General features: G+C 42.7%; 22 protein-coding genes. 12 read left to right on the plus strand and 10 right to left on the minus strand.

All coding sequences use genetic code 11. From position 1 onward, the window contains the following. Window positions 1-91 precede the first annotated feature (91 nt). Window positions 92-922 carry a 2OG-Fe(II) oxygenase gene (locus tag NIES1031_RS12390; protein ID WP_073549692.1) on the minus strand — a complete coding sequence of 277 codons (831 nt, stop codon included), beginning with the start codon at window positions 920-922 and terminating at the stop codon, window positions 92-94. Window positions 923-1,273: 351 nt separating this feature from the next. On the opposite strand from NIES1031_RS12390, the gene NIES1031_RS12395 reads away from it, so the two are divergent. The 5 genes from NIES1031_RS12395 to NIES1031_RS12415 all read left to right on the plus strand — a co-directional run bounded on the left by NIES1031_RS12395 (window position 1,274) and on the right by NIES1031_RS12415 (window position 7,577). Beyond that, window positions 1,274-2,056, plus strand: a complete 783-nt coding sequence (locus NIES1031_RS12395; protein WP_073549693.1) for a PD-(D/E)XK nuclease family protein — start codon at window positions 1,274-1,276, stop codon at window positions 2,054-2,056. Between the two features lie 22 nt (window positions 2,057-2,078). After that, a complete protein-coding gene (locus tag NIES1031_RS12400) occupies window positions 2,079-2,714 on the plus strand; it encodes a GNAT family N-acetyltransferase (protein WP_015186503.1) in 636 nt (211 codons plus the stop codon). A 77-nt stretch (window positions 2,715-2,791) separates the two neighbouring features. Continuing rightward, window positions 2,792-5,158, plus strand: a complete 2,367-nt coding sequence (gene recJ, locus NIES1031_RS12405) for a single-stranded-DNA-specific exonuclease RecJ (protein ID WP_073549694.1) — start codon at window positions 2,792-2,794, stop codon at window positions 5,156-5,158. A gap of 262 nt (window positions 5,159-5,420) precedes the next feature. Continuing rightward, window positions 5,421-6,731: a carboxyl-terminal processing protease CtpB gene (gene ctpB, locus NIES1031_RS12410; RefSeq protein WP_073549695.1), complete on the plus strand. Its 1,311-nt coding sequence runs from the start codon at window positions 5,421-5,423 to the stop codon at window positions 6,729-6,731. A 156-nt stretch (window positions 6,732-6,887) separates the two neighbouring features. Continuing rightward, window positions 6,888-7,577, plus strand: coding sequence for a response regulator transcription factor (locus NIES1031_RS12415; protein WP_073549696.1), 690 nt, complete (start codon window positions 6,888-6,890; stop codon window positions 7,575-7,577). Window positions 7,578-7,971: 394 nt separating this feature from the next. Here NIES1031_RS12415 and NIES1031_RS12420 read toward each other — a convergent pair whose 3' ends face one another. From NIES1031_RS12420 to dnaA, 4 genes are all read right to left on the minus strand, one after another. Beyond that, complete coding sequence (locus NIES1031_RS12420; protein WP_073549697.1) at window positions 7,972-8,664, minus strand: PHP domain-containing protein; 693 nt, start codon at window positions 8,662-8,664, stop codon at window positions 7,972-7,974. A 360-nt stretch (window positions 8,665-9,024) separates the two neighbouring features. Continuing rightward, entirely contained in the window at window positions 9,025-9,672 is a 648-nt protein-coding gene (locus NIES1031_RS12425; protein ID WP_073549702.1) for a hypothetical protein, read from the minus strand. Further along, window positions 9,651-10,133 carry a pantetheine-phosphate adenylyltransferase gene (gene coaD, locus NIES1031_RS12430; protein ID WP_073549704.1) on the minus strand — a complete coding sequence of 161 codons (483 nt, stop codon included), beginning with the start codon at window positions 10,131-10,133 and terminating at the stop codon, window positions 9,651-9,653. The genes NIES1031_RS12425 and coaD overlap by 22 nt, the downstream gene beginning before the upstream one ends. A 117-nt stretch (window positions 10,134-10,250) precedes the next feature. Beyond that, entirely contained in the window at window positions 10,251-11,621 is a 1,371-nt protein-coding gene (dnaA, locus tag NIES1031_RS12435) for a chromosomal replication initiator protein DnaA (RefSeq protein WP_073549705.1), read from the minus strand. 299 nt (window positions 11,622-11,920) lie between these two features. Between dnaA and NIES1031_RS12440 the strand changes: the two genes are divergently transcribed. The 7 genes from NIES1031_RS12440 to NIES1031_RS12475 all read left to right on the plus strand — a co-directional run bounded on the left by NIES1031_RS12440 (window position 11,921) and on the right by NIES1031_RS12475 (window position 19,469). Then, entirely contained in the window at window positions 11,921-13,216 is a 1,296-nt protein-coding gene (locus tag NIES1031_RS12440) for an HhoA/HhoB/HtrA family serine endopeptidase (protein WP_407919500.1), read from the plus strand. Window positions 13,217-13,227: 11 nt separating this feature from the next. Then, window positions 13,228-13,764 carry a peptide deformylase gene (gene def / locus NIES1031_RS12445; RefSeq protein ID WP_073549707.1) on the plus strand — a complete coding sequence of 179 codons (537 nt, stop codon included), beginning with the start codon at window positions 13,228-13,230 and terminating at the stop codon, window positions 13,762-13,764. Between the two features lie 84 nt (window positions 13,765-13,848). Further along, window positions 13,849-14,451 (plus strand): IS607 family transposase, encoded by a 603-nt coding sequence (locus NIES1031_RS12450; protein WP_073549708.1) that lies wholly within the window; start codon window positions 13,849-13,851, stop codon window positions 14,449-14,451. Beyond that, window positions 14,432-15,622 carry an RNA-guided endonuclease InsQ/TnpB family protein gene (locus NIES1031_RS12455; protein WP_073549709.1) on the plus strand — a complete coding sequence of 397 codons (1,191 nt, stop codon included), beginning with the start codon at window positions 14,432-14,434 and terminating at the stop codon, window positions 15,620-15,622. Before NIES1031_RS12450 ends, NIES1031_RS12455 begins: the two co-directional genes overlap by 20 nt. Window positions 15,623-15,639: 17 nt before the next feature. Next, window positions 15,640-16,710, plus strand: a complete 1,071-nt coding sequence (locus NIES1031_RS12460) for an amidohydrolase (protein ID WP_269086013.1) — start codon at window positions 15,640-15,642, stop codon at window positions 16,708-16,710. A gap of 1,103 nt (window positions 16,711-17,813) precedes the next feature. Beyond that, the gene (locus NIES1031_RS12470) at window positions 17,814-18,545 is read left to right on the plus strand and encodes a DUF1995 family protein (RefSeq protein WP_073549710.1); all 732 of its coding nucleotides are present in this window, start codon (window positions 17,814-17,816) and stop codon (window positions 18,543-18,545) included. 228 nt (window positions 18,546-18,773) lie between these two features. Next, window positions 18,774-19,469, plus strand: a complete 696-nt coding sequence (locus tag NIES1031_RS12475) for a gamma-glutamylcyclotransferase (protein ID WP_178378125.1) — start codon at window positions 18,774-18,776, stop codon at window positions 19,467-19,469. Between the two features lie 41 nt (window positions 19,470-19,510). On the opposite strand, the gene NIES1031_RS12480 is transcribed toward NIES1031_RS12475, so the two are convergent. The 5 genes from NIES1031_RS12480 to NIES1031_RS12500 form a co-directional block, all read right to left on the minus strand. Beyond that, window positions 19,511-20,209: an FkbM family methyltransferase gene (locus NIES1031_RS12480; protein WP_178378126.1), complete on the minus strand. Its 699-nt coding sequence runs from the start codon at window positions 20,207-20,209 to the stop codon at window positions 19,511-19,513. Window positions 20,210-20,483: 274 nt separating this feature from the next. Then, entirely contained in the window at window positions 20,484-20,858 is a 375-nt protein-coding gene (locus NIES1031_RS12485) for a hypothetical protein (protein ID WP_073549713.1), read from the minus strand. A gap of 176 nt (window positions 20,859-21,034) precedes the next feature. Then, a complete protein-coding gene (locus tag NIES1031_RS12490) occupies window positions 21,035-21,403 on the minus strand; it encodes a hypothetical protein (RefSeq protein ID WP_236738818.1) in 369 nt (122 codons plus the stop codon). Window positions 21,404-21,440: 37 nt separating this feature from the next. Continuing rightward, a complete protein-coding gene (locus tag NIES1031_RS12495) occupies window positions 21,441-21,710 on the minus strand; it encodes a hypothetical protein (RefSeq protein ID WP_073549714.1) in 270 nt (89 codons plus the stop codon). 191 nt (window positions 21,711-21,901) lie between these two features. Then, window positions 21,902-23,467, minus strand: a complete 1,566-nt coding sequence (locus tag NIES1031_RS12500; RefSeq protein ID WP_073549715.1) for a phytoene desaturase family protein — start codon at window positions 23,465-23,467, stop codon at window positions 21,902-21,904. Window positions 23,468-23,658 lie beyond the last annotated feature (191 nt).

Genomic DNA, 23,658 nt, shown 5'->3' on the forward strand with positions numbered 1-23,658 from the left:
TAAGTTTTGTCACACGCCTAATTAAGCATTGTGAGTCAAAACTCAGCTTGTCGTCACTATCGTAAACAATAACTGATGAAATGAAGAGCTACTAACTCCAATATGTAAGAGGTACATTCTGACCGCGATAGCCTACAAAGCATGACATCGATACTCGCGGACCTTGTTTTGATGGACGTACGGCATGAATTCGCCCTGAATCAAACAGAACTAAATCACCGGCGCGTGGTTTGTACAGCACTTCTGACGATGGGAGCTTGTTTTGATCAAAGTGTAGTTCGTCACGAGCAAGTTCGAGAAACTCTTGATAAGACGGTTTCATTCCCCAAATCTCTAACTCTCCACCGAATTTTGCTTCGCGTAAGTATATATTTGCAGAAAGCTGAGACAAGAGCAGCCCATCGCTGCAGTTATCTACAATATCGCGCGCTAAGACGTCTTGATGCGGGGGAAGTTCAAAGCTATCCTCGAACATCCGTGCAATACCCACCATCATCGGTCGTCCGTGGATATTTTCAAGCCGAGCGCCTGCTGACCATATCTCTTCAAGTTCAACTCGTAGCTTATCGATTGGGGAAAGGTAGGGAAAGCAAGTATTCCTGATGGTATTACGCATACGCTGAGCTTCTGCATAGTAACGCTCTAGGAGTACTGGATCTCCTTTGGTCTCAAAAAAAGTTATTCCCGTTCTTTGAACACCAACATTTTGCGCTCTTATGTAACGGGAAAACTCTGGAAGCTTTAGCAATCTTTTGCACAGATGCTCGCAAAGCCACTTTGGGTAGTAGTTGGAAACACATAAGGCAATAAATTTACCTTGCACTAAATCAACTAAGTCTTGTCGTGTGAGAACTTTTGTCGTTTTAATCGGTAATGTTTTAATGTCTTGAGCCAACTCTTTACGAGCTATGCTGAGTTTCATATCAATCCTCCAAGAAAGTAAATTTGGGATGAAACTAATTTAGTTACAGAAAGCCCATAAACTCATCAAAAACATACCTGAAAGTTTCAACAACATCCCTAGAAGTTATGGAAAACTGAGAAAAGACTGAATCGGTTACTAACTTGTGAGGTGTTGACCTTCATTCGAGCAATTCGTTGCTAATGATTTGAGTATGAATTGTGGATGCTCTGCGACTCGCTGGGGGTGCTGCCAATTAACAGCCTTGACAAGATGTTTATAAATCAAATAAAAAGGCTATATACAAACTGCATTTATCTATAAGCCTCTTGAATAAATTAAAATTGAATAAAGCTAGTCATTAATAGCTCTATGCGTTTATCTCAAGGGCAGCTAAACTTACTTGAACGTTGCCCGCGTCAGTTTCAGCATACTTATTTAGAGCAACTTGCGTCACCTGCGAGTTTAGAACAACAAGAACGGCTGATGTGGGGAAGTCGATTTCACTTGCTCATGCAGCAGCGCGAACTGGGTTTGCCAATTGCATCTTTAGTGCGAGAAGATACTCAATTACAACGCTGGATCAGTTCTTTGGCAAGCGTTGCACCAGACATCTTAACACCAGATATTGCGAGCCAAGCCTTCCGTGAAAGCGAACATTGCCGCACGTTGCAAGTTCAAGATTATTTATTAACGGTGATTTATGATTTATTGATCGCCGACGATCGCCAAGCCCAAATTCTTGATTGGAAGACTTACCCCAAACCTCAAAACCGCCGCGCTTTGCAACAAAACTGGCAAACACGTCTTTACTTATATGTGCTAGCAGAAACGAGCGAATACGTACCCGAACAGTTGTCGATGACTTACTGGTTTATTCAATCTGAGGATCAGCCACAAAGTCTGAAGTTTACTTACAACAATGTTCAGCATGAAAAAACAGCCCAACAACTAAATGACCTATTAAGTCAACTTACACAGTGGTTACAACGTTACGAACACGGTGAACCATTTCCCCAAGTCACATCAGGTAGTAAGTTTTGTGATCTTTGTCAGTATGCAACACGCTGTAACCGCGATCGCTACGATGAAGAAGTCACTTCTTTACAGCACTTGCTGCCAAATCTTGTAAATATCCAAGAAGTCCCTTTGTAAAGGACTGAATAGGAAATGAGTTATGACGCATGATCCGAGCGATTCGGTAAATACATCCTCAGTTTATGTCCGCGAGCTAGAAATTGATGACCTTGCTCCTGTCTATCACTTGGGAGAAAAGTTATTTACCAGTGATTTATATCCTTACTTGTACCGTACGTGGGATAAGTGGGAAGTGATCGGACTTTATAACACCGATCCTGAATACTGTCTCGTTGCAGAAATCGACGGTGAACTCGCAGGATTTATCTTAGGAACTGTCATTACAAAAGGTTCTTGGACATACGGTTACATTATCTGGTTAGGAGTTAACCCCAATTTTCAACGCCGTGGTGTCGGTGACACGTTGGTAGACAAACTTATTGAACGCATGATTGAAGATGGAGCGCGGTTTATGCTCGTTGATACCGATCCTGCGAATGTACCTGCAGTGAAATTTTTTCAACGCAAGGGCTTTGGTAACAGCCGTCAGCACATCTTCTTATCGATGAATTTAAGTAAAAATGAATACTATGGTAGGCTCATTGCTTACGAACGGCAAAAAGCAGAAAGGGCAGGTTATAAGCGATCGCGTCCTGCTGCACTATCACGCAAACCCGAAGGTATTCCTGGTGAGGTTGCCCTCAATTCTCTAGTAGACGAAAATAATCAGCAGTGAAGGGCTTGTTTATTTTACTTCTCTAAACTCTATGGGCAAGGCAAGCCTTGCCCTTCTGACCCCTGACCCCTCAGTTTATGCCTGAACAACCGCAGTGGCTTATACCATCTTTTGCATCACCGCCTGAATGGTTTATCCAGGCTGTCAGTAATTACTGTCCTAGCTCATCAGGTAAATTTGCTGCACAGCTACTTTGGCAACGCGGAATTCAAGACCAAGAAAGCTTAGATACGTTTGTCAATCCTCAAGCTTACAAAGCTGCAAGCCCGTTTGAATTTGGCAAAGAAATGCATCAAGCGGTAACGCGATTGCAGCAAGCACGCGATCGCCGCGAAAAAGTCGCGATTTGGGGAGACTTTGACGCCGATGGGATTACTTCAACCGCCGTACTTTGGGATGGTCTAGGACAGTTTTTTAACCAAAATGCTGACTTATTTTATTACATACCCAATCGCATTACAGAGTCACACGGTCTTAACTGCCAAGGAATTGATATTCTTGCCCAACGAGGTACGCAGTTAATCGTTACTTGCGATACAGGTAGCACAAATATTACAGAAATTGAATACGCCCAACAACTTGGTATCGATGTCATTGTCACGGACCATCATACATTACCGCCAGAGCGCCCGTCGGTTGTGGCAATTATCAATCCCCGCTATTTACCAGACGAGCATCAATTATTTCATCTTTCTGGTGTTGCTGTTGCGTATAAACTCGTAGAAGCATTATATCAAGAATTACCTAACATTCCTCAACAACCATTAGAAGATTTACTCGATTTAGTCGCAATTGGTTTGATAGCAGACCTGGTGCAACTTTCAGGAGATTGTCGCTATTTGGCGCAGGTGGGTATTGCCAAGATGCAGCGCGACTTCAAGCAGCCAGCCGCACAACGGCGACGTCCAGGCGTTGGCAAGTTATTAGAATTGTGTCAGAAAAGCGGCGATCGCCCGACAGATATTTCCTTTGGTCTTGGTCCGCGTATCAATGCTGTGAGTCGGATTCACGGCGACGCGAGTTTTTGTGTCGAATTACTCACAAGCCGTGACTTAGAACGTATTGAGCAACTAGCACAAGATACAGAACTTGCAAATTCTCGGCGTAAATCTTTACAAAAAGATGTTGCACAACAAGTTACAGCCAAACTACAGCAGCTAGATTTATCGACGACGAGCGTCATTGTTTTAGAAGATCCTCAGTGGTCTGCGGGTGTTCTTGGTTTAGTCGCAGGACAAGTCGCGCAAGAAACAGGACGCCCGACAATCTTATTAAGTACCGAAGGAATCAACGAAGTTACAAAAAACACCTCTACCGCCTTAGCACGTGGTTCAGCACGTTCGGTCAATCAAATTGATTTGTATCAGTTAGTCAAAGATCAAGCACATCTATTACATCGTTTTGGCGGACACCCTTTCGCCGCTGGATTGAGTTTAGCAGTCGAGAATATTCCTTTATTTTCTGAGGCGATTAATCAAAGATTACGACAATCTTTAAGTAGTAACCTGACATCACCAACAATTCAAGCGGATTTGGTGTGTACTGTTCAAGACTTAGGCAAAGACCTCTTTTGGGAATTAAAATTACTCGAACCGTGCGGAATGGGAAATCCTGTACCTAAACTGTTGATTCAAAACTGCTGGTTTGAAAATGCTTGGCATCGTAACATTCGAGATGCACAAGGTAAAGAAGTCAAATATATCAAAACAGAATTCATCCTGCGTGATGATTCGACTAGAAAAGGATTTCCTGGTATCTGGTGGGGGCATTACCGTGAAGAAATTCCTCCAGGGCGGTGCAATGTCATCGTAGAACTTGATTACAATTCCTACTCAGATCCAATAAAAGGTAAAAAGCCACAGTATGAGGTACGGTTAATTGCAGTTCGCGCTACTGAAACTACGGTTAACTCTACGGTTCAAAGTCATCTAAGCCAGATTATAGATTGGCGAAATCAAGATAGTATAACGCATCTAGCTACTCAACAACCAATTTTGCTACTGGAGACTTGCCCAAATAGTTGGGATGATTTACGTACTTGGTTTAAGCGATCGCTTGGCGAAAAAAAACAGCTAGTGCTAGCCTGGAAAAAGCCACAATTTCTTTCACCCAATCAAATTTGGCTTTCGTTACTCGGAATTGCAAAATATATCAGTCGCACTGGTCAAACTGTTACGCGGTTTCAACTATGTCAAAAACTAGGGGTCAGCGATCAAACTCTCAAACCAGGATTTCAAGCTCTCAGTAGTATAGGTTTTAGTATTAGTTCTGTTGATCGAGGTTTTATCATTACTTGGCAACCACAAGCCATTGTATCTGAAGCGCAATGTTTGCAAGTTATTGAAAAATTCTTAATGGCTGTGCAAGAAGAACAATTTCAACAACAATACTTTTCAACTGTTCCGTTAGCTACTATTCAAGCAATTGTACGCGGCTCAAGCTGATAAAAAAATTACCACTACTAATGCCTCACTCCTCATCCATCTCAATGACACTGCGGAAACTGGCACAAAATAATAGATAGATACATGAGTAATCTGAGTATGGTGAAAACAATATTGTTTAAAACTACAACGAAAGTTTATCTGTTTTTACTGTCACTACAGACTTACCAGGTGTATAGTCGATAGCAACAACCACTCAGTGTAAAGATATAGACGCTGAGTAAAAATAAGTCTAACCGTAAAAATTACTTCGCCAATTCCAATGCATCAATATACCAAACGCTTCTCGTTGCTCCATTTTGCTTTATTTAGCGGCGCGATCGCCACGACGTTAACGATGTCTGTACTTCCAGTACGTTCTGTCCGCGCCGCCATGCAAGACAGTCCAAAAGCCTTAGTAGACGAAGTTTGGCAGTTGGTAAACCGCGAGTATGTCGATAGCACCTTCAACAAAGTTAATTGGCAACTCAGCCGACAAAACCTTTTAAGCAAGAACTATACCTCTAAGGAACAAGCCTACAATGCAATTCGTGCAGAACTAGAGAAACTGGGCGATCCTTACACGCGCTTTCTCGATCCGCAACAGTTTGCAGCCCTCACAGATCAAACTGCCGGAGAACTCTCTGGCGTTGGGATCCGCATGGAAGTCAACGAACAAACTAAGCGTCTGACTGTGGTAGAAGCTATCGAAAATTCTCCGGCACTCAAAGCTGGGCTTAGATCAGGTGACGAGATCCTCGCGATTGATGGCAAACCAACCCAAGGGTTAGATGTTCAGCAAGCTTCTAACATGATTCGCGGTAAGGCGGGGACGCCTGTCAATTTAAGAATCGGACGTTCTGGGCAACAAAATTTAGACGTGAGAATTACGCGGGCTAAAATCGAAGTACCGACAGTACGCTATTCTGTCAAACAAGAAGGCAAAAATCGCGTTGGTTACATTAGCTTAAGAGAGTTTAATGCGCACGCCGCAGAACAAATGCAACGGGCGATCTACGATCTCAACCGCCAACAAGTAGATGGCTATGTCTTAGACTTACGGGGTAATCCTGGCGGGTTGTTGCAAGCGAGTATTGAAATTGCGCGGATGTGGCTGGATACGGGTGATATTGTTCGTACTGTAGACCGACGCGGAAAAAGTGAAAAAATTGCCGCTAATCGGTCATCCTTAGTAAAGCAGCCTGTCGCGGTTCTTGTCGATGGCAATTCGGCTAGCGCGAGTGAGATTTTGGCAGGAGCACTCAAAGATAATAATCGAGCCGTTGTTGTCGGTAGTCAAACTTTTGGTAAAGCATTAGTGCAATCGGTGCATTCACTTTCTGATGGTTCCGGCTTGGCAATTACGATCGCACATTACTACACTCCCAAAGGTACAGATATTAGCCATAAGGGAATCACGCCTGATGTCAAAATTGACTTAACTGAAGCACAGGTACGTCAGCTAGCAACTAACCCAAACTTAGTTGGTACTCAAAACGATCCGCAGTATGCCCGCGCGATCGCGGTTCTAGGGACAAATTCCTTGGCTCAAACTGCACCCAATCAACCACTAAAACCAATCAGCATTCGCTAGCAAACTAAGGGTTAGAGGTTGGAGGCTGGGAAATAAAATACTTCTTTGAAATCGCGAGCGCAATTTCCAAGTTTTATTTACTCTTAAAGCATACCAAGATTACCTTTACCCCTCATTTTCGCTACATTGAAAAAGATAGCGTCAAGGGAAACGTAGATGTCCGCACAACTTTTACTGGTAGACGATGAACCAGGCTTGCGAGAAGCTGTAAAAGATTACTTGCAAGAAAGTGGTTTTACGGTGCAGGTGGCTAGTAATGCGCAAGAGGGATGGGAATTGCTACAGCAAACTACCCCTGATTTAGTCATCTCTGACATCATGATGCCACAAGTAGATGGCTACCAATTTCTAAAACAAATGCGGGACGATCCTCGTTTCCAAACTTTACCCGTTGTGTTTCTCACGGCAAAAGGTATGACTACAGATCGCATTCAAGGCTATCAAGCAGGGGTGGATGCTTATTTACCAAAGCCCTTTGATCCCGATGAATTGATCGCCATTGTGGAAAACTTAATTGCGCGTCGTACCGCCACACACTCAGGTGAATTGGGCGAAACACCTGATATTGCCGATTTAGCCAATCAAATTGCTCAAATTAAAGCACTGTTGACTCAGCGTCAAGGTATTACAACAACTCCGGCTCCGATTAAAATTGACTTAACGCCGAGAGAACAAAGTGTTTTAAATCTCGTTACCGAAGGGCTAATGAATAAGGAAATCGCCCGTCGTTTACAAACTAGCGTGCGTAATGTCGAAAAGTACGTTAGTCGCTTGTTTAGCAAAACAGGTACAAATAGTCGCACTGAACTAGTACGCTTTGCGCTAGAACATGGTTTGACGAAATAACTGAAATATTGTTTTCTCAGCGAATAAATTTGGGGTAAGGTCTCCTTTGCCCCATTAATATGCTGTGGCGATTTTGTTTCTGTAGCCCTGAAGTAAGTTACACAGCCTTCTTATTCTGAGCCATAGATTAAGAATTATTGTGATGCTTTAAGTTTTCCTCATTATCTGTTGATAAATGCAAGCTTAATGATAAACTAAGCGCTATAGCTCACTTAATAAATAAAAAGCATGAAAGTTACTAAACACTTAGGCGAATCAATTGCTCTAGGTTTCGTTTTCGTATTGACAAGTGCTGGCATTATCACAATTATGTCAGTGTTTTAAGCGCTATCATTTAATATCTTTTAATAACTCATTAATATTACCCTGTTTCAGTGAGAACAGGGTATTTATTTTATAGACGTTTTAATAAGCTTAAGCCGTGAGTATCAGTGCCACAGGTACTTAATAAGTTATGATGTCTTGCTAATTGTTGCACCCGTTGGGTTTCAGTAGCACTAGGACGCCAAGGCTGAGGATTGTCGTATGCGTAAAAACTTTCTACGCCATCGATTCCTAAAAAAGCTGCTGCGGGAATTAAGTCTTGCGGCGATCGCTTATAACGTGCGGGATGCGCAAGTACTGCTAACCCACCTGCTTGATGAATTGCGGCGATGACATTATTTGCTTGATACGCCTTACCAGTCGTGGTTTTTCGTTGTAAATAAGGCGCGATACTCAAGTGTTTATGATCAAACGCGTACCCCAAGATGTGAACGTCTACATCCAATAAGTTGGCATTAATTTCTACACCCTTCCAGATTCGTGGTGCAGTGTACTCTAAGTGAGGGTTGCTTAACTTTAATTCATTGAGGTAGCGCTGCGCGACTTGATAACCACTAACAGTGTGATGATCGGTAATCGCTAGGTCTTGTAAACCAATTGCGATCGCCTGTTGAATTAACTCTTCTGGGTGCAATCGACCATCCGAGTGGACTGTGTGCAGATGAAAATTAAAATGTCGCGGACAACTTTGGGCATTAACCTTTTGGAAGACCTGCTTTAAAGCCTGCGACGATGCATGAGTTTGGGCGAATTCGACAGCCATAACCGCCTCTCGTACCTGTGTACGTTTCTTGACTATCTTTATAGATACTTTACCCAAATAGTAATAAAAGTATACACGAAACGCGAGTTACAGAAACAATTACAACTTTAGGGCAAAGTTTTATTTCGTTATGTTAAGACTGTAGCAAAATAAAACGTTAATAGTCATGCAAATTAGTTATCAGAATTTTAAATGAAACAAATGTATTGGAAAAGAAAGCTTCTTGCTTATGTTGACATAATTAAATATCACACTTATTGGGGGTTCGTAATTAGGTAATAGGTAACGGGAAGTTGCTCGGTGTTCTTGCCAATCATTCGTTATCTATATCTATCACCAAATAAGTATTATTACTTAGCATCAATCACCGATAGCTCGTCCCTCGTCGCGTATTCCTATTGCTTTTCCTGGCGGTTGTAATTGTTGCCTGCCGTTACGAATAATGCGGAGCATATCGTTAAGTTGCTGCTCGATACTTCTAAGAACGCTATCAGCATACTCATCTGCGCCATTTTGAATGTCTTCAGCTTCCGCGATCGCCGCTTGTCGAATTTGTAGCAATTCTTCTTGAGCCTGACGGCGCATTTGGTCGATTTCTGCTTGAACTTGCTGTTGGATAGCAATGCAATCTTGCTCTACTTGCTGGCGAATTTCTTGTGCAGCGGCTTCGGCTTGGCGCACAATTGTTGTTTCATTGAGTAATTGTGCTGCTTTTGCTTCTGCGGCTTGAATAATTTCTTGCGCGTGTTGCTCACCCTGCAACAAAATTTCTTTCTTTTGCTCGACAATCGCTTGCGCTTCTCGAAACGCCGTTGGTAGACTAAAGCGAATTTGGTCAAGCTGATCGAGCAACACTTCCTCATCAATTAAAGTTTTGCGCGTTAGTGGAATGCGAGGACTGGCAAGAATAATTTCTTCCAGTCGGTTCAATGCCTCCTGGATATCTATATTTCTAGCTTCCTGAGGAATCTGTTCAGGAGGGGTTTTTAAGGGGTCTTGGTGTGACATCGGTAGATATCTAGGGCAACGTGCTGAGGAACAAGATGATCGACGGAACCACCAAATTTGGCAATTTCTTTCACCACACTACTACTTAAGAAACTATGCTCATTAGAAGTTGCCAAAAAAACTGTCTCGACATGCGCAGCAAGCGTTTTATTCGTGTGCGCCATTTGCAGTTCCGCTTCAAAGTCAGAAATTGCGCGTAAACCCCGTAGGAGAACTTGTGCTTGCCGCATTTGGGCGTACTTTACCGTCAAACCGTCAAAGCTGTCTATTTCTACATTCGCCAAATGAGATGTTGAAATCCGGATCTGCTCTAACCGTTGTTGTACTGAAAACAATGGCGTCTTGTTTGGGTTACGCAACACAGCGACAACGACGCGCTCAAAGAGGCGACAGCCACGCTCAATGATATCAAGGTGTCCCAAAGTAATTGGGTCAAAGCTTCCAGGATAAATAGCAATCACGCTGTTAGCAGTGTCGGAGTTACTGAGAAATTATACCTGTTTAAGAAGGAGTCAGGGATCGGGGATCGAGGGTCAGGGAGGAAAAATGAGAGTTATTGATGATAAATAACTAAATAACTAAGAAGAATGACGGCTAGCAAGATTAATGCGATCGCTCAACTCTCTTAATGTTTGTGCCAAGTTTGTATCATTTTCGCGTAGTTGCGCGATTTTGTCACAGCTATATATTACTGTTGTATGGTCTTTGCCGCCAAATTCTTCGCCAATTCTTGGTAAGCTCAAATCCGTATGTTGTCGCATCAAATACATCCCAATTTGACGCGCCCAGCTAATTTCCCGGCGTCGCGAGTTTCCTTTAAGGTCTTCGACAGAAACATCAAACTCATCTGCGACTACCATGAGTACAGCATCGGGAAAAGCTTCTACTTTTTCTACGGGTGGATTGAGAACTGGAGCAATATTTTCGACATTCATCGATAATCCAGAAATAGAAATATAAGCAACTGCTCGAATTAAAGCACCCTCTAGTTCGCGAATGTTCGACTTATAGTTAAAAGCAATGTACTCAATCACCTCCCTTGGTAAGCGCATATTCTCGTACTCGGCTTTCTTTTGCAAAATTGCCATTCGGGTTTCTAAGTCTGGTGGTTGAATATCTGCGATCAAGCCCATCGAGAAGCGCGAACACAATCTTTCTTGTAAGCGCGGGATTTGATTTGGTGGACGATCAGAAGCCAAAACAACTTGCTTACCAGCTTCGTGTAAAGTATTGAATGTATGAAAAAATTCTTCTTGCGTGTACTCTTTCCCTTCAATAAACTGAATATCATCAACTAACAGTACATCTGCCGCGCGATAATGTTCGCGAAAGCTTTGCATACTATCTTTCCGAATTGAAGCGATGAGATCGTTAGTAAATTGCTCGGTCGAGACGTAAAAAATTCTGGAATTAGGACACATTTCTAGGCGGTAATGCCCGATCGCCTGCATCAGATGCGTTTTACCTAATCCGACACCGCCGCATAAGAATAATGGATTGAATTCGCGCCCTGGGGATTCAGCTACGGCTAAAGCTGCGGCGTGCGCCATGCGACTATTTGCACCGACAACAAAGCGAGAAAATACATATTTGGGGTTCAATTCGATTGGTTTAGGTCGGTTATTCAGCAGTGCTACATTTGGTTCAATCGGTACTGGCCAAGCGACTTCAGGTTCGCTCACCGAAGTTACGCCATTATCCTTGGCTACGGTAATCTGAACCTCGACAGGATGACCGAGAATTTCCTCAACTACGCCGACAATCGTTTTGATGTAGTACTTTTGTAACCAATTACGCGCAAACGGGTTAGGGGTACAAATAACCAAACAATTATTTTCGAGTTGCTGCGCGCTAGCCGTTTTAATCCAAGTCTCGAAGGTGGGTCGAGTTAACTTCTCCTGTAGACGTTCTAGTACCTGACTCCACAGACTTTCAAGCGAAAGTTCCACTGTTTACCACCTCTACCGCTAGCAAAAAAACGCATATAGGCAACCAATTTAGCATCTACTCTACTGAGCTTGGCAACTATCTCTGGTAGCTTGTAAGATTAGCCATATAGCTATTCAAGAATATCGTAGTGCCTCGCAATAGCTAAAAATAACTATAAAATTACGATACTTAGGTAAAATGTTTTGCTCAAGTTATGCTAGCTGTTTCTGAGTTTTTCTACACTAAATATATTGAGATATTAACAATCATGCCGCAAGGTACTCCTAAAAGCGGAAATTTTAGAAAACTGCAAAAAAAAATGACCATAAACCGCCGCAATATTGACCCACAAGCTACAAATATTTACACTAACTACGCTCAAGATGACACATCCCACAGAAAACGTAATTTATTAGCACTATTGCAGCAGCAAAATGTTGGTTATGTTTTAACATTACTAACAGGAATTGGGTTAGTGAGTCTTAGTGGGTGTGCGCGACCTGGAAATATGACGCAGACCGAACAATCGAACGCGCAACCCACTCCACAGCAACCTACTGCAAATACAACAGCGGCGATCGCCCCGACAGACCCGAATTTTGTTGTTGCAGCCGTGCAAAAGGTAGGACCTGCGGTGGTGCGAATTAATGCGGCGAGAACAGTCTCACGACAGCTACCCGCAGAATTTGATGACCCAATTTTACGCAGATTCTTTGGAATTCAACCGAACCCAGCCCAACCAAGGCAGCGAGTTGTTCGCGGTACAGGGTCAGGATTTATTATTAGTGCGTCGGGTCAGATTTTAACAAATGCGCACGTTGTCGATGGTGCTGATCGAGTCAGTGTCACGCTCAAAGACGGTCGTACGTTTGAAGGCGAAGTGGTAGGACAAGATACGGTGACAGATGTTGCTGTTATTCAAGTTCAAGCTAACGACTTACCTGTAGTTCCTATGGGTAACTCAGAAACGCTACAACCAGGTGAATGGGTAATTGCGATCGGTAATCCGCTAGGGCTAGATAATACGGTAACAGCAGGTATTATTAGTTCTACCGAACGTTCTACAAGTGATATCGGTGTTTCTGATAAGCGCGTTGATTTAATTCAAACTGATACCGCAATTAATCCAGGTAACTCAGGCGGTCCTTTGCTCAATGCGCGGGGTGAAGTTATCGGTATGAATACAGCGATTATCAGCGGTGCTCAAGGATTGGGATTTGCGATTCCTATCAACACAGTACAAAAGATCTCCCAACAACTAATCACCACTGGCGAAGTACAACATGCTTATTTGGGCGTGCAAATGGTAACACTGACACCAGAAGTGAGGCAACAACTTGAGATTGAATCTGGTGGTGAGATCGATGTCACTGCAGAGCAGGGGATTTTAATTATTCGCGTTGTTCCTAATTCTCCCGCCGCACGCGCTGGATTGCGTGCTGGTGATGTCATCCAAACAATCAATAATCAGCCTGTTACAACAACCGAGGAAGTACAACGCTTGGTCGAAGGTAGTCAGGTAGGTAGCCAAATGCAAATTGGCGTCCAGCGCAATGGACAATCTCAGCAAGTAGCCGTGCGGCTGGAAAATCTTCCTGTACAAAGTGAAACTTAACTTAAGGACTTATGGCAGAAATACGAGAAGTTGTACAGCTTGGTCATCCCTTACTTCGTACCAAAGCACAAGACGTTGAAAACATCGAAGAGCAACGTATCCAAACTCTAGTTGATGATTTAATCGCAACCGTTGGGCAAGCCCAGGGTGTAGGCATTGCGGCGCCGCAAGTTGCTGAGTCGTTTCGCTTATTTATTGTGGCTTCTCGCCCGAATCCTCGGTATCCTTATGCTCCGACAATGGAACCGACCGCGATGATCAATCCCAAAATCTTAGCGCACTCGACAGAAGTCGTGAAAGGTTGGGAAGGTTGTTTGAGTATTCCAGGAATTCGGGGGTCAGTACCACGCTATCAATCCATCGAAGTGGAATATAGCGATCGCAACGGTAAGAAACAAAAGCAAGAGTTAACAGATTTTGTCGCCCGCATCTTTCAACACGAACTCGATCATCTTGATGGCATTGTCTTTTTAGATCGCATGGAAAGTACTTTGGATCTTGTCACTGAGCAAGAGTATCAAAAGCGGATTATTGCTACTTCTTCATAAATACTTGTTGGGGTTAGAATACTGACGCAAAATATTTAGGCAAGGCTAGGTTAAGTTAGTCATTTTATATGCCACAACGAGAGTATGACTAAGTTAACAATATCTGAAGCAGCAAAATTAAAAGGAGTTTCCACTGATACATTAAGACGGTGGGAAGAAGAAGGTAAGCTCACACCGGAAAGGACTAGCGGCGGTCATAGGCGTTATGAACTTTCAGAGCTACTAGGCATCAAAGGTGAGTCGTCATACACAATTGCTTATTGCCGTGTGTCAAGCCCTGACCAAAAGGAAGACATGAAAAGGCAGCGCCAAGTGTTAGAGCTATTTTGCGCTCAACATGGTTGGCAATTTGAAGTAATAGAAGACTTTGGTTCAGGCATGAACTACAGCAAGCGCGGTCTACAAAGGCTGATTAGGATGATCGCATCCAACCAAGTAGAACGGTTGGTTCTGACCCACAAAGATAGATTGCTGAGATTTGGCTCAGAGCTAATATTCAGCCTATGTGAACATTTTGGTACTGAGGTAGTGATAATCAACCGCACTGAAGATAGCTCTTTTGAGGAAGATTTGGCTAATGATGTACTTGAAATAATCACAGTGTTTTCAGCACGTTTGTATGGCAGCAGAAGTCACAAGAACAAAAAGATTGTGGAGGAATTGAGAGATGCCGCTCAAAGGATTTAGAACCCAACTCAATCCAAACAATCACCAGAAGACTTTGTTTGCCCAACATTGTGGTGTGGCAAGGTACGCTTACAATTGGGGGCTGGATGTATGTTTCAAAGTAATTGAAGCAAGGAAACTCGCTAAGGAAAAGGGCGAGGAACTACCAAAATTCCCCACGGCAATAGACCTTCATAAAAAGCTGAATGCTGAGGTCAAGAGCCAACATCCTTGGTTCTATGACTCAAGTAAATGCGCTCCACAGCAAGCCTTGAGAGACTTAGAAAATGCTTGGAAGCGCAAGATGAAGGTCAAGAATAGCGGTACTCCAAAACGTAAGAAGAAGTTTGTTAGAGATAGCTTTTACCTAGAAGGCAATATCCAAATAAAGGATGGCTTCATAAAACTTCCCAGGATTGGATTGGTCAGACTACATGAGTCAGTGGCTAATCAAACTATTAAGAATGTGCGTGTTAGTAGGAAAGCTGATAAGTGGTTTGTCAGCTTCAAGGTTGAAGTTGATATTCAGCAAACAGTAAAATGCTTTGGCAAGGTAGGAGTTGACCTTGGAATTAAGACCTTGGCAACATTGAGTGATGGTAAGGTATTTACAGCCTTGAAGCCCTACCACACCAATAAGCAAAAACTAGCCAGGCTGCAACGCAAGGCAAGTAGGCAAGTAAAAGGCAGTAAAAACCGCGCTAAGACCCAACAGAAGATAGCTAGGCTACACGCGCGTATAGCCAACATTAGGAATGATGCAACGCACAAGTTGACCTCACATCTAACCAAGAACCACAGTGAGATAGTGATCGAAGACTTGAACGTTCGCGGCATGATGAAAAACCATAGACTGGCAAGTGCTATTGCTGATTCTGGTTTCTATGAGTTCAGACGACAACTTGAGTACAAAGCAGAATGGTACGGCTCAAAGGTCACGGTTATAGACAAATGGTATCCTTCCAGTCAGCTTTGTTCTGGATGTGGTGCCAGACAATCAGTGCCGTTACAAGTACGGCAATATGATTGTCCTAGTTGTGGCTTGTCCTTAGACCGTGACCTAAACGCGGCTATCAACATACGTGACTATCCAAAAAACGCCCCAAGCTCTGAGGTGTTAGCTTCCGGACAGGAAAAGGCTCGAGCGTCCTGGTTGAAGGAAGAAGTAGACAGCAAACCTAAGTTTGCATAAGTTCTACAGAGCGGATTCTGCGCAATGGTGATGGTCCTAAAGTGATGTATCGAGCAGATCTAGATGCGCTGCCTGTACAAGAGACAACAGGACTTCCTTACGCCAGCACTAAGCGGGCGGAGATGCCAGACGGTAGCGAAATGCCTGTTATGCACGCTTGCGGTCATGATGCCCATACAGTTTGGATGTTGGGACTGGCAAAAGCAATGGTAGATCTAAAATCCAACTGGAAAGGAACGCTAATTTTAGTCGGACAGCCTGCGGAAGAAGGAGTTGCAGGAGCAAGGGCAATGGTCGAAGATGGTCTCTACACGCGTCATCATGTTCCTGTCCCTGACTTCTTGCTGGGGGTGCACACTGCCCCTGGTCCCACAGGAATAATCGCCAGCGTACCAGGAATCCGAACAGCAGGAAGCGATCCAATCGATATTGTTTTTAAAGGTGTGGGAGGGCATGGCTCCTCACCTCATCTCGCAAAAGATCCGATTCTCATGGCTGCTCACGCAATTACACAGTATCAGTCAATCGTGGCACGGGCGATCAATCCTCAAGAAGCAGCTGTAATTACGGTGGGATCAGTTCAAGCAGGAGAGGCGAATAACGTAATTCCAGGAGAAGCATTACTTAAACTTAGCTTGCGCTGGTTCAACCCAGAAGTACGCAAAACAATGGTGCAGGGAATTCAGTCGGTCAATGAGTCGATTGCGCGTGCCTATGGAATGCCAGAGGATCAATTGCCAACCATAACTGCAAAGGGTGGTACAACTCCACTGGTGAATGACAAAGCAGTGATTGATCGCATTAATCCTCAATTGGTAAATTTAGTTGGAGCTAACAAACTGATCACTGACTTTCCAGGGACTACAGGCTCAGAAGATGTTCATCTGCTTAAAGGCGACAATAAAAATATCCAGGTAGGCTTTGTCTTCGTCGGTACCGCTGAACCGGCGCTCTTTGCTAAAGCCAGGGCAGAAGGTAGAATGGTTCCTTTCTCAAACCATAACAGTAACTTTCAAGTCGATCTCAACGCCATTCCATTTGGAACAAAGGTCGCGTCGGTTATGACGATGGAATTACTCAATCGGTAGACTTTCTGCGTGAGTCCGAAATGTCTCTGAATAGAATTCACCTAATACAGCGATTCATATAGGATGTCTATTTTTAGGCGATCGCACTAAGAAAGCTATTTAACAACTTTTCCTCTAGTTGCTTCAATCTGCGCTTGTGTGCTTTTACGAGCAAGCAACTTATGAAGGATAGTGTTGCGGTTCAGTATGATATATGAAGTATTCACGCAGAAGGTTTATTATATAGCGAGTAGGCAACAACTAATTTGAATACTCGCTAAAGCTATATACTTTAGTGCCATAATTGTTCACTGGTTACGGTTCGCATACCCTAAAAAAGCAATTCAAACTAGCCAACCTGGTATGCCTTGATGTTCAAAGGAGAACGCAGCAAATATTATCTGTTCTCAGCGATCTATTCTTTTTCGCAGTACAAGTTTTTATATGCCTGAGAAAACTTATCTGAAAGTTCCTTTTGTTTGGGAGCCTAAGCTGTTAACGACATCACAACGGTTGACTTGCGCAGTAGTCAGCACAATGCATGATCATCTTTTAGTTTCAATCATTGCACGTGCTATGAGTTCATCAGTAGATGCAAGCAATCGCGCAAAAGTGTCAGAACATGGTGCTTACGCAGTAGCTGAAATGTTTTTGTATTCAGCAACAGAAGGCTTTTCGTACCGAGACGAGTGATGGCAAATTAGAGGAACGAAAACCAAGATATTGTCGGGTTTGTTCTTCCCGTCGTTCTTGCTGAATGTGCTGGAGACGGTTTAGAAGAAGGTTCAATTTACCACATTGAAATTTTACCAGAATATCAAGGTCTTGGTTTGGCAAGTAATTTCCTATCAAAAGGAACGCAAATATTACAAGAAATAGGAGTATAGCGAGTATTTTGTGATACTGCTGTAAATGATGTGCGGATGATTTCTACGTTCAAACGAGTTGAGTATCAGCAGTATAGTGAATCCTGGGAACGTCTCATATTTAAGAATTATGTTTGGTGCAATAACTGAAAAGATTCTTATTATAGGTTTGAGAGGCTAGTCGCAACGGCTGACATCAATTAAATTGCCTATGCGTCTCGATGTAAGCTAGAGGATAGCAGCATGAAATACGAGATCATGGCAGAAATTCCGAAAACACTGGAACAGGCGATCGCCCAAGCCCAAGGTGCAACACAAGCAGCGATCGCAGATGGTTATTCTTTACTACAAATTGAGATTCTCATCCCAGAACTTAACCCCATGCCAGTTGCTGAGCAATTTCTGCCAGCATTAGACTCTTTTGGCAATCAACTCAAAGTTTTCTTTCCTGATGCTGGTGCTGCGGCGCTGGCGCGTCGTGATTGGGGATCAGTACCATTTAAGATTCTAGATATTGGAACTGGAAGAGTACCTGTCGATCAGCAAGTTTTGCCTGAAGATGAAGCATTCTTATTAGTTGCACCTTCCGCAGTTGAAGTTGCGCAGGTAGAAAAGTTGCATCAAGCTGTGGGAGAAAGACCTTTTATTTTACTGAATCCTCGCCTAGAAGATGTTTCGATTGTTGGTATTGGCTATGCAGGGCGACAGTTGCGGGCGCGTTTTCTCAATACGATTGAATCTTGCTATCATTTACGCCCACTCGATGGCGCAGCCGTATTTCGCTGCTATCCTTCCCCTTGGCAAGTTTGGCAAGAAAATAAAGATGGTGAATATCAATTAATTGCTGAACAACCAAAGAAACCCATGGGTGATGAAGTTGATTCAATTTTGTCTGGGAATAGTCCGCAACAGGTTAGTAATTCTGTACAGGCGAAAAAACCTGGAATATTTGCAAGTATGCAACGATTTTTGCGCACCTTGAGTCGATGAAGCTTAGAGAGTTTTGAGTAATGAGTGGTTAGTGAATAGTACTGAGCTTTGAGTTATATAAATTCTTCCTCTGCTCCCCTGCAATATATTTTCTCAAATTCAAAATTTATAACTCTGCTTTGATACCGTTGCTACTGCGTTAAAAGTTCTAATAAACGACAATAACTGAGGTTTGTTGGTTAAAATGCAGTGACGATCGCGCTGAAATAATTGATTGATGGATGTGTCATGAGTGACAGTCAAGGAATGATTGCCCTAACGCGTGCTTACCTGGAATCACGAAAATTACAGGAGCTAGTTTTACAATCGGGGTTGGATCTGCGTGTTTTAAATGAAACTGAGCTAGAGCAATCGATACAAGATATTCTCAAGGGGCGATCGCACTCAGATGTCTGGATTTTTGCTTATGGTTCGTTAATTTGGAATCCTACAGTGAAATTTAGCGATCGCCGTGTTGGTACAATCTATGGATGGCATCGCCGCTTTTGTTTGTGGACGCCACTTGGTAGAGGAACACCAGAAAATCCAGGGTTAATGTTAGGACTTGATCGGGGTGGTAGCTGTCGTGGTATTGCCTATCAAATTCCCGCCGAAGATGTGCTTACAGAATTACTCATTCTCTGGCGGCGAGAAATGGTAGTTGGTTCGTATACTCCTCGTTGGGTAAAAGTTGTAGATGGCAAAGAACGCTGGGATGCGATCGCTTTCACTATCAACCACAATCATGTTATGTATACAGGAGATATCTCTTCTGAAGTTGTTGTTAACAGTCTAGCAACAGCTTACGGAAAACTTGGTAGTTGTGCTGATTATCTTTCACTAACTATTGATGGTTTGATGCAGTACGGAATTCAAGATAAACAACTATTGAAATTACAAAAATCAGTTGTTGCTAAACAGCAATTATCAACTACATTCTTATAAAACTTTATAAGTTTATATCTTTACGTATGTACTGATACTTTCTATGTATTTTGAAATAGGGCATTACAATATTTCAAGCCACCTTTTTTTGAATAGCCAAAATCGTAAGAACCAAGGAACTCAAAATTAAAGTTTTCCAAATATGATTTGAGTTTAAAGAAATTAGTGTGTAAAGTATCTGAAGGATTGAAACTAACTTCAGACAATATAAGTAAAACCCGAGCTTTTTTAAGTAAAGCCTCGGCTCCTTGAATAACTTGTAAATCGAATCCTTCATTATCAGTTTTTAAGATATCAATTTTTTGTATATTATTTTCTTGATAAAACTCCTTAACTGTTTTAACAGCAACTTTTTCAGAATTGCTTATGCTGCTGTTGGAATCAAACACAAAAGAGTTGCATTGAGAGTTTGACTTTAAAAAAATCTCATACTTTCCTGATGCAGCACCTAAGCCTATTTGAAAGCAACTAATACTAGAATTTTTTTGTGTGTTTTCTCTTAGCTGCTTAAATGTTGCAGCGACTGGTTCAAAAGAAAAGATTTTTGCTTTAGGAAAACTTTGAGCAAATTTGATGGCTGTTTGACCTATGTTAGCCCCTACATCAAATATTACTTCAACTTGTAAAGATTCTAACTTAGAAGTATAAATATACTGGTCAGTTCTGGTTGGTATTTCTTTTGTTGCGCTTGCTCTTGTCCTATATTTTGCCTTATTAAATAATGATATTTTTTTTAACAACACTTGCGATATAGAGCATAGAATATCTCTTCAAATATAAATAAAAAGTCTGAGATTTGTTATTGGAAATTTGTATTTCTCTTTTTATTTAGGTAGTTCAAATTGAGCGCTTTTAAGCTTGACAATATTTGTACTACTCAAGCGCTCAAGGAATTGATCCTACGCTAGGAAACAATTGCTCATACGATATTCATCACAAAAGAAACACCTGTCGATACATAAAAATTAAGGTGTTTCGCAGCTTTTGAGCAGATAGTTATCGAAGTATCAACTCTTAAGAGATAGTGTCGAGTGGTTCACAAAAACTATCTACACCCTGCTGTAGTACATACATCAATACTGGAGTAATTAAAAGCGGTGGGCAAATTTTTGTTGTCGCTAAGGATCTTATGACAGCAGCGTAGTCATCGCTAAGTAGGGCGTTTCTATTTTCTTCGCGGCAAATAATCGCCCGACATTTCTTCGCTAAGCTTTCTAACCATTCTGCATTGGCGATATCGGGTTGTTGCCCAACTCGAATTGCTAGCACCATTGTGGCATCTTCGAGATTACCCTCACAATCTTCGATTTCTGCAAGTGCGGTTGCGGCGTCGGGATCTTGTAGTTTTTCCCGAAATTTGGCAATGTCTTCTGGTGTAACTTGTGTCATGAAATAATTACAACTAACTTATTCCATTGTGATTGAAGGAAAGCTCACTCAACAATTTCTCATTCTGAAGAATGTGAACAATAAATGCCAAAAAAAAGCAGTGAAAAGATATTCACTGCTTGAGAAATTATTATGACTAGACTGTTGGCAACATGACAAGCAGTTTGTACTTAAAGTTACAAACCTACTAGTTCTCGCGATTCAAAATCGGTAAGTTGTTGCGCGATCGCTCGCCGACACTCTAGTTTAGCAACGCTGAACTGGTTGCGCAGATATTCTAAGTGCGCCAGCGCGTTGGCTTTTTCTGCATTTAATTGAATTAATGTATTGAGTGCGGTTTGGTATTCTTGATTGACTAATAGCAACTCGAAGCGACGCGATCGCCGTTGCGTGTCATTTTTCAAGTCTGGGTCGAACGCTGAACGCGTGTCAGCATTGCCTTCTTCGCGGTTAATTAGTTGCTGCACCGCCATCATTTGCGAGTCAAGTTCGTTTACCCGTTGTGCAGCTTGGGCGATCGCCGCAGGGTAATGACTCAGTTGCATTGTCATCATACGAGAGGTCAGGGGTTAGCGAGGTAGTTTATGCAGCAAGTTCTTTGAATTGAGCGTGGTTAGATGAACGCTCTGTCGAGTTAATCGGTAGCTGCTCGGTTTGATACATTGGAGCCTGCTCCAACACTTTCACTTCGATATTCACAGACACAAGATAAGTGCCTGGTTCTGCGCCAACAGCTTCGGCAATCAATTTTGCTAGCTCTGGGCGCTTAGCGGTAATCGGATCGCGTAAAGCGCAGCGATCCCAGTCATGCTTGGCTGTTGGATTAAGGCTAAGAAGATAGTGTTTCGTCATAGGGCTGGAGTCCATCTTTGGTTAGTACGCCGTAGAGCCATTGATTGCTGATGCTGAGGCTCGATGAATCTACTTCATCTATTATAGTACATCTGTACTGACCTGGGAAAAATTGAACGCAATTCAATTTGGGCTTTTTGATTAAAAAAGCTTATAAATAAAGAGTTTCAGACACTTACAATGATCGCAGTTTATTGGTACACTAACTCCTCGGATGCGATCGCCTTTGGATGATTCCAGACAGATTGCCCTGTCAGCAGTTCCACCACATCCATGCCATTACCAATCACGCCAGGTACACTGGGATAGCCTGCACTAGCTCCCACTAAGAAAAGATTTGGCAATTCGGTGCGATATCCCAGACGATTTAAGCCTACCTGCCTTGGTGTAAGCTTTGCACCATAGATGTTCCCCTGCGGTTGTCCTAAATAATATTCACTTGTTGTCGGAGTACCAGGAACTTTCATCCGAGCGTAAGTATCAACATCCGGAATCAAATCGCGCACACTTGCCATAATTTCTTGGTAAACTTCGCGCTTTTTGGCTTTGTAAGCTTTTGCATCAGTTTCATGCAACTGTTTAAATGGTTCGTAAGGACAAACAGTCGCTATTTCTAAAACATGATGACCAGGAGGAGCCATTCCTAATTCACGGGATTTCATCGTCGGACACGAGAGGAAAATCCAAGGATGACGCAAGTTGCCTAATAATTGTTGTTGATACGCTTGATTGAGGTCGCTGTTCGGGTAATACCAAATATTCCAGTTTCCAATACCATATTTTTGCGGATCAAACCTGGAATCTAACCCTAGGTAAACGTTGAAAGCACTCGCTGAATATTCATAACCCGTAAGACGTTTCAATTCTTGCTGACTTAACGCATGGGTGTTATGCATCAGCTGTACAGTTAATTTTGGGTCAAGGTCGCTGATGTAAGCAACGCTTGCTTGATAAGTTCTCCCTCCAGCAGTAACGCTTTCGACTTGGCGCTGTTTGACTTCGATGTGTTCGACTGGTGTAGATAATTGCACAACACCGCTACCGGCTTTAATCGCTTCGACAATTGTATCAACGAAGTGTTTAAAGTGATGCTTCGGATAATAAGCACCTTCAGAATAGTCCCAAACCAGCGCAGTATGCGTTAGTAAGGCGATTTCATTCGGTGGAAGGGCATAATCGCCACTTTGACCTGCTAAGATAGCTTGCAGTTTTGGCGATAGCCCGACGCGATTGTAAAGGTCTTGCAGTGTCCAATTACGCTTTGTAAATAAGTTCCAGTATTTCGGTAGTTTTAACCAATCAGACCATTTTTGATCGAACCAACTGATCTCGCGCACTAAATTGTGCATTTCTTGATGTAATTGTTTAATGGCATCGCAATAACGGTTGATCGCGTCCGTTTCTTCGGGAAAAGTTGCTACAAGGCGCGATCGCAAGTTCTCCCATCCTAAAGGAATTTTAAAATCAGCTTCGGGTGTAATCACTCGGTCAATACAGTCAGGATCGAGCGAGTTAAATTCGACATCGCGTTCAATGTAATTGAGAAACTGCGCGATCGCTTGTCCCGAACCGCATTGTGAAATGTAGTGTACATCAGCACAAAAGCTATATTCGCCGTAATCGAAGGTATGGCAGCATCCACCAGGTAAGTAGTGTTTTTCTAGTACTGCTACTCGATGTCCTTGCCGAGTTAAACATGCTGCTGCTGAAAGTCCACCTAATCCTGCTCCCAGAATCACAAAATCGAAGCTTTCCATTTAAGCCTCCTGTCTCTGGCAATAGTGTTAAACGATACTACTAAGTCGTAGAGCGATAGTATGCAGTATGGCTTGAATCAAGTTGTCAGCCAGTATTTGCCATGTTTATTCCAGCAGACTGAAGTATTCTATTTTACCGATTCAATTGACTCTTCTTTCCACAACCAAGTTCTGGCAATGATGTCGCCCTC

Origin of the sequence: Chroogloeocystis siderophila 5.2 s.c.1 (genome assembly GCF_001904655.1) — a bacterium.
Taxonomy (GTDB): Bacteria; Cyanobacteriota; Cyanobacteriia; order Cyanobacteriales; family Chroococcidiopsidaceae; genus Chroogloeocystis; species Chroogloeocystis siderophila.

Excerpts from the sequence above, each read along its gene's own strand:
- NIES1031_RS12390 (WP_073549692.1), bottom strand. The coding sequence starts at position 922 with ATGAAACTCAGCATAGCTCGTAAAGAGTTGGCTCAAGACATTAAAACA.
- NIES1031_RS12395 (WP_073549693.1), top strand. The coding sequence starts at position 1,274 with ATGCGTTTATCTCAAGGGCAGCTAAACTTACTTGAACGTTGCCCGCGT.
- NIES1031_RS12400 (WP_015186503.1), top strand. The coding sequence starts at position 2,079 with ATGACGCATGATCCGAGCGATTCGGTAAATACATCCTCAGTTTATGTC.
- recJ (WP_073549694.1), top strand. The coding sequence starts at position 2,792 with ATGCCTGAACAACCGCAGTGGCTTATACCATCTTTTGCATCACCGCCT.
- ctpB (WP_073549695.1), top strand. The coding sequence starts at position 5,421 with ATGCATCAATATACCAAACGCTTCTCGTTGCTCCATTTTGCTTTATTT.
- NIES1031_RS12415 (WP_073549696.1), top strand. The coding sequence starts at position 6,888 with ATGTCCGCACAACTTTTACTGGTAGACGATGAACCAGGCTTGCGAGAA.
- NIES1031_RS12420 (WP_073549697.1), bottom strand. The coding sequence starts at position 8,664 with ATGGCTGTCGAATTCGCCCAAACTCATGCATCGTCGCAGGCTTTAAAG.
- NIES1031_RS12425 (WP_073549702.1), bottom strand. The coding sequence starts at position 9,672 with ATGTCACACCAAGACCCCTTAAAAACCCCTCCTGAACAGATTCCTCAG.
- NIES1031_RS12440 (WP_407919500.1), top strand. The coding sequence starts at position 11,921 with ATGACCATAAACCGCCGCAATATTGACCCACAAGCTACAAATATTTAC.
- def (WP_073549707.1), top strand. The coding sequence starts at position 13,228 with ATGGCAGAAATACGAGAAGTTGTACAGCTTGGTCATCCCTTACTTCGT.
- NIES1031_RS12450 (WP_073549708.1), top strand. The coding sequence starts at position 13,849 with ATGACTAAGTTAACAATATCTGAAGCAGCAAAATTAAAAGGAGTTTCC.
- NIES1031_RS12455 (WP_073549709.1), top strand. The coding sequence starts at position 14,432 with ATGCCGCTCAAAGGATTTAGAACCCAACTCAATCCAAACAATCACCAG.
- NIES1031_RS12470 (WP_073549710.1), top strand. The coding sequence starts at position 17,814 with ATGGCAGAAATTCCGAAAACACTGGAACAGGCGATCGCCCAAGCCCAA.
- NIES1031_RS12475 (WP_178378125.1), top strand. The coding sequence starts at position 18,774 with ATGAGTGACAGTCAAGGAATGATTGCCCTAACGCGTGCTTACCTGGAA.
- NIES1031_RS12485 (WP_073549713.1), bottom strand. The coding sequence starts at position 20,858 with ATGACACAAGTTACACCAGAAGACATTGCCAAATTTCGGGAAAAACTA.
- NIES1031_RS12490 (WP_236738818.1), bottom strand. The coding sequence starts at position 21,403 with ATGCAACTGAGTCATTACCCTGCGGCGATCGCCCAAGCTGCACAACGG.
- NIES1031_RS12495 (WP_073549714.1), bottom strand. The coding sequence starts at position 21,710 with ATGACGAAACACTATCTTCTTAGCCTTAATCCAACAGCCAAGCATGAC.
- NIES1031_RS12500 (WP_073549715.1), bottom strand. The coding sequence starts at position 23,467 with ATGGAAAGCTTCGATTTTGTGATTCTGGGAGCAGGATTAGGTGGACTT.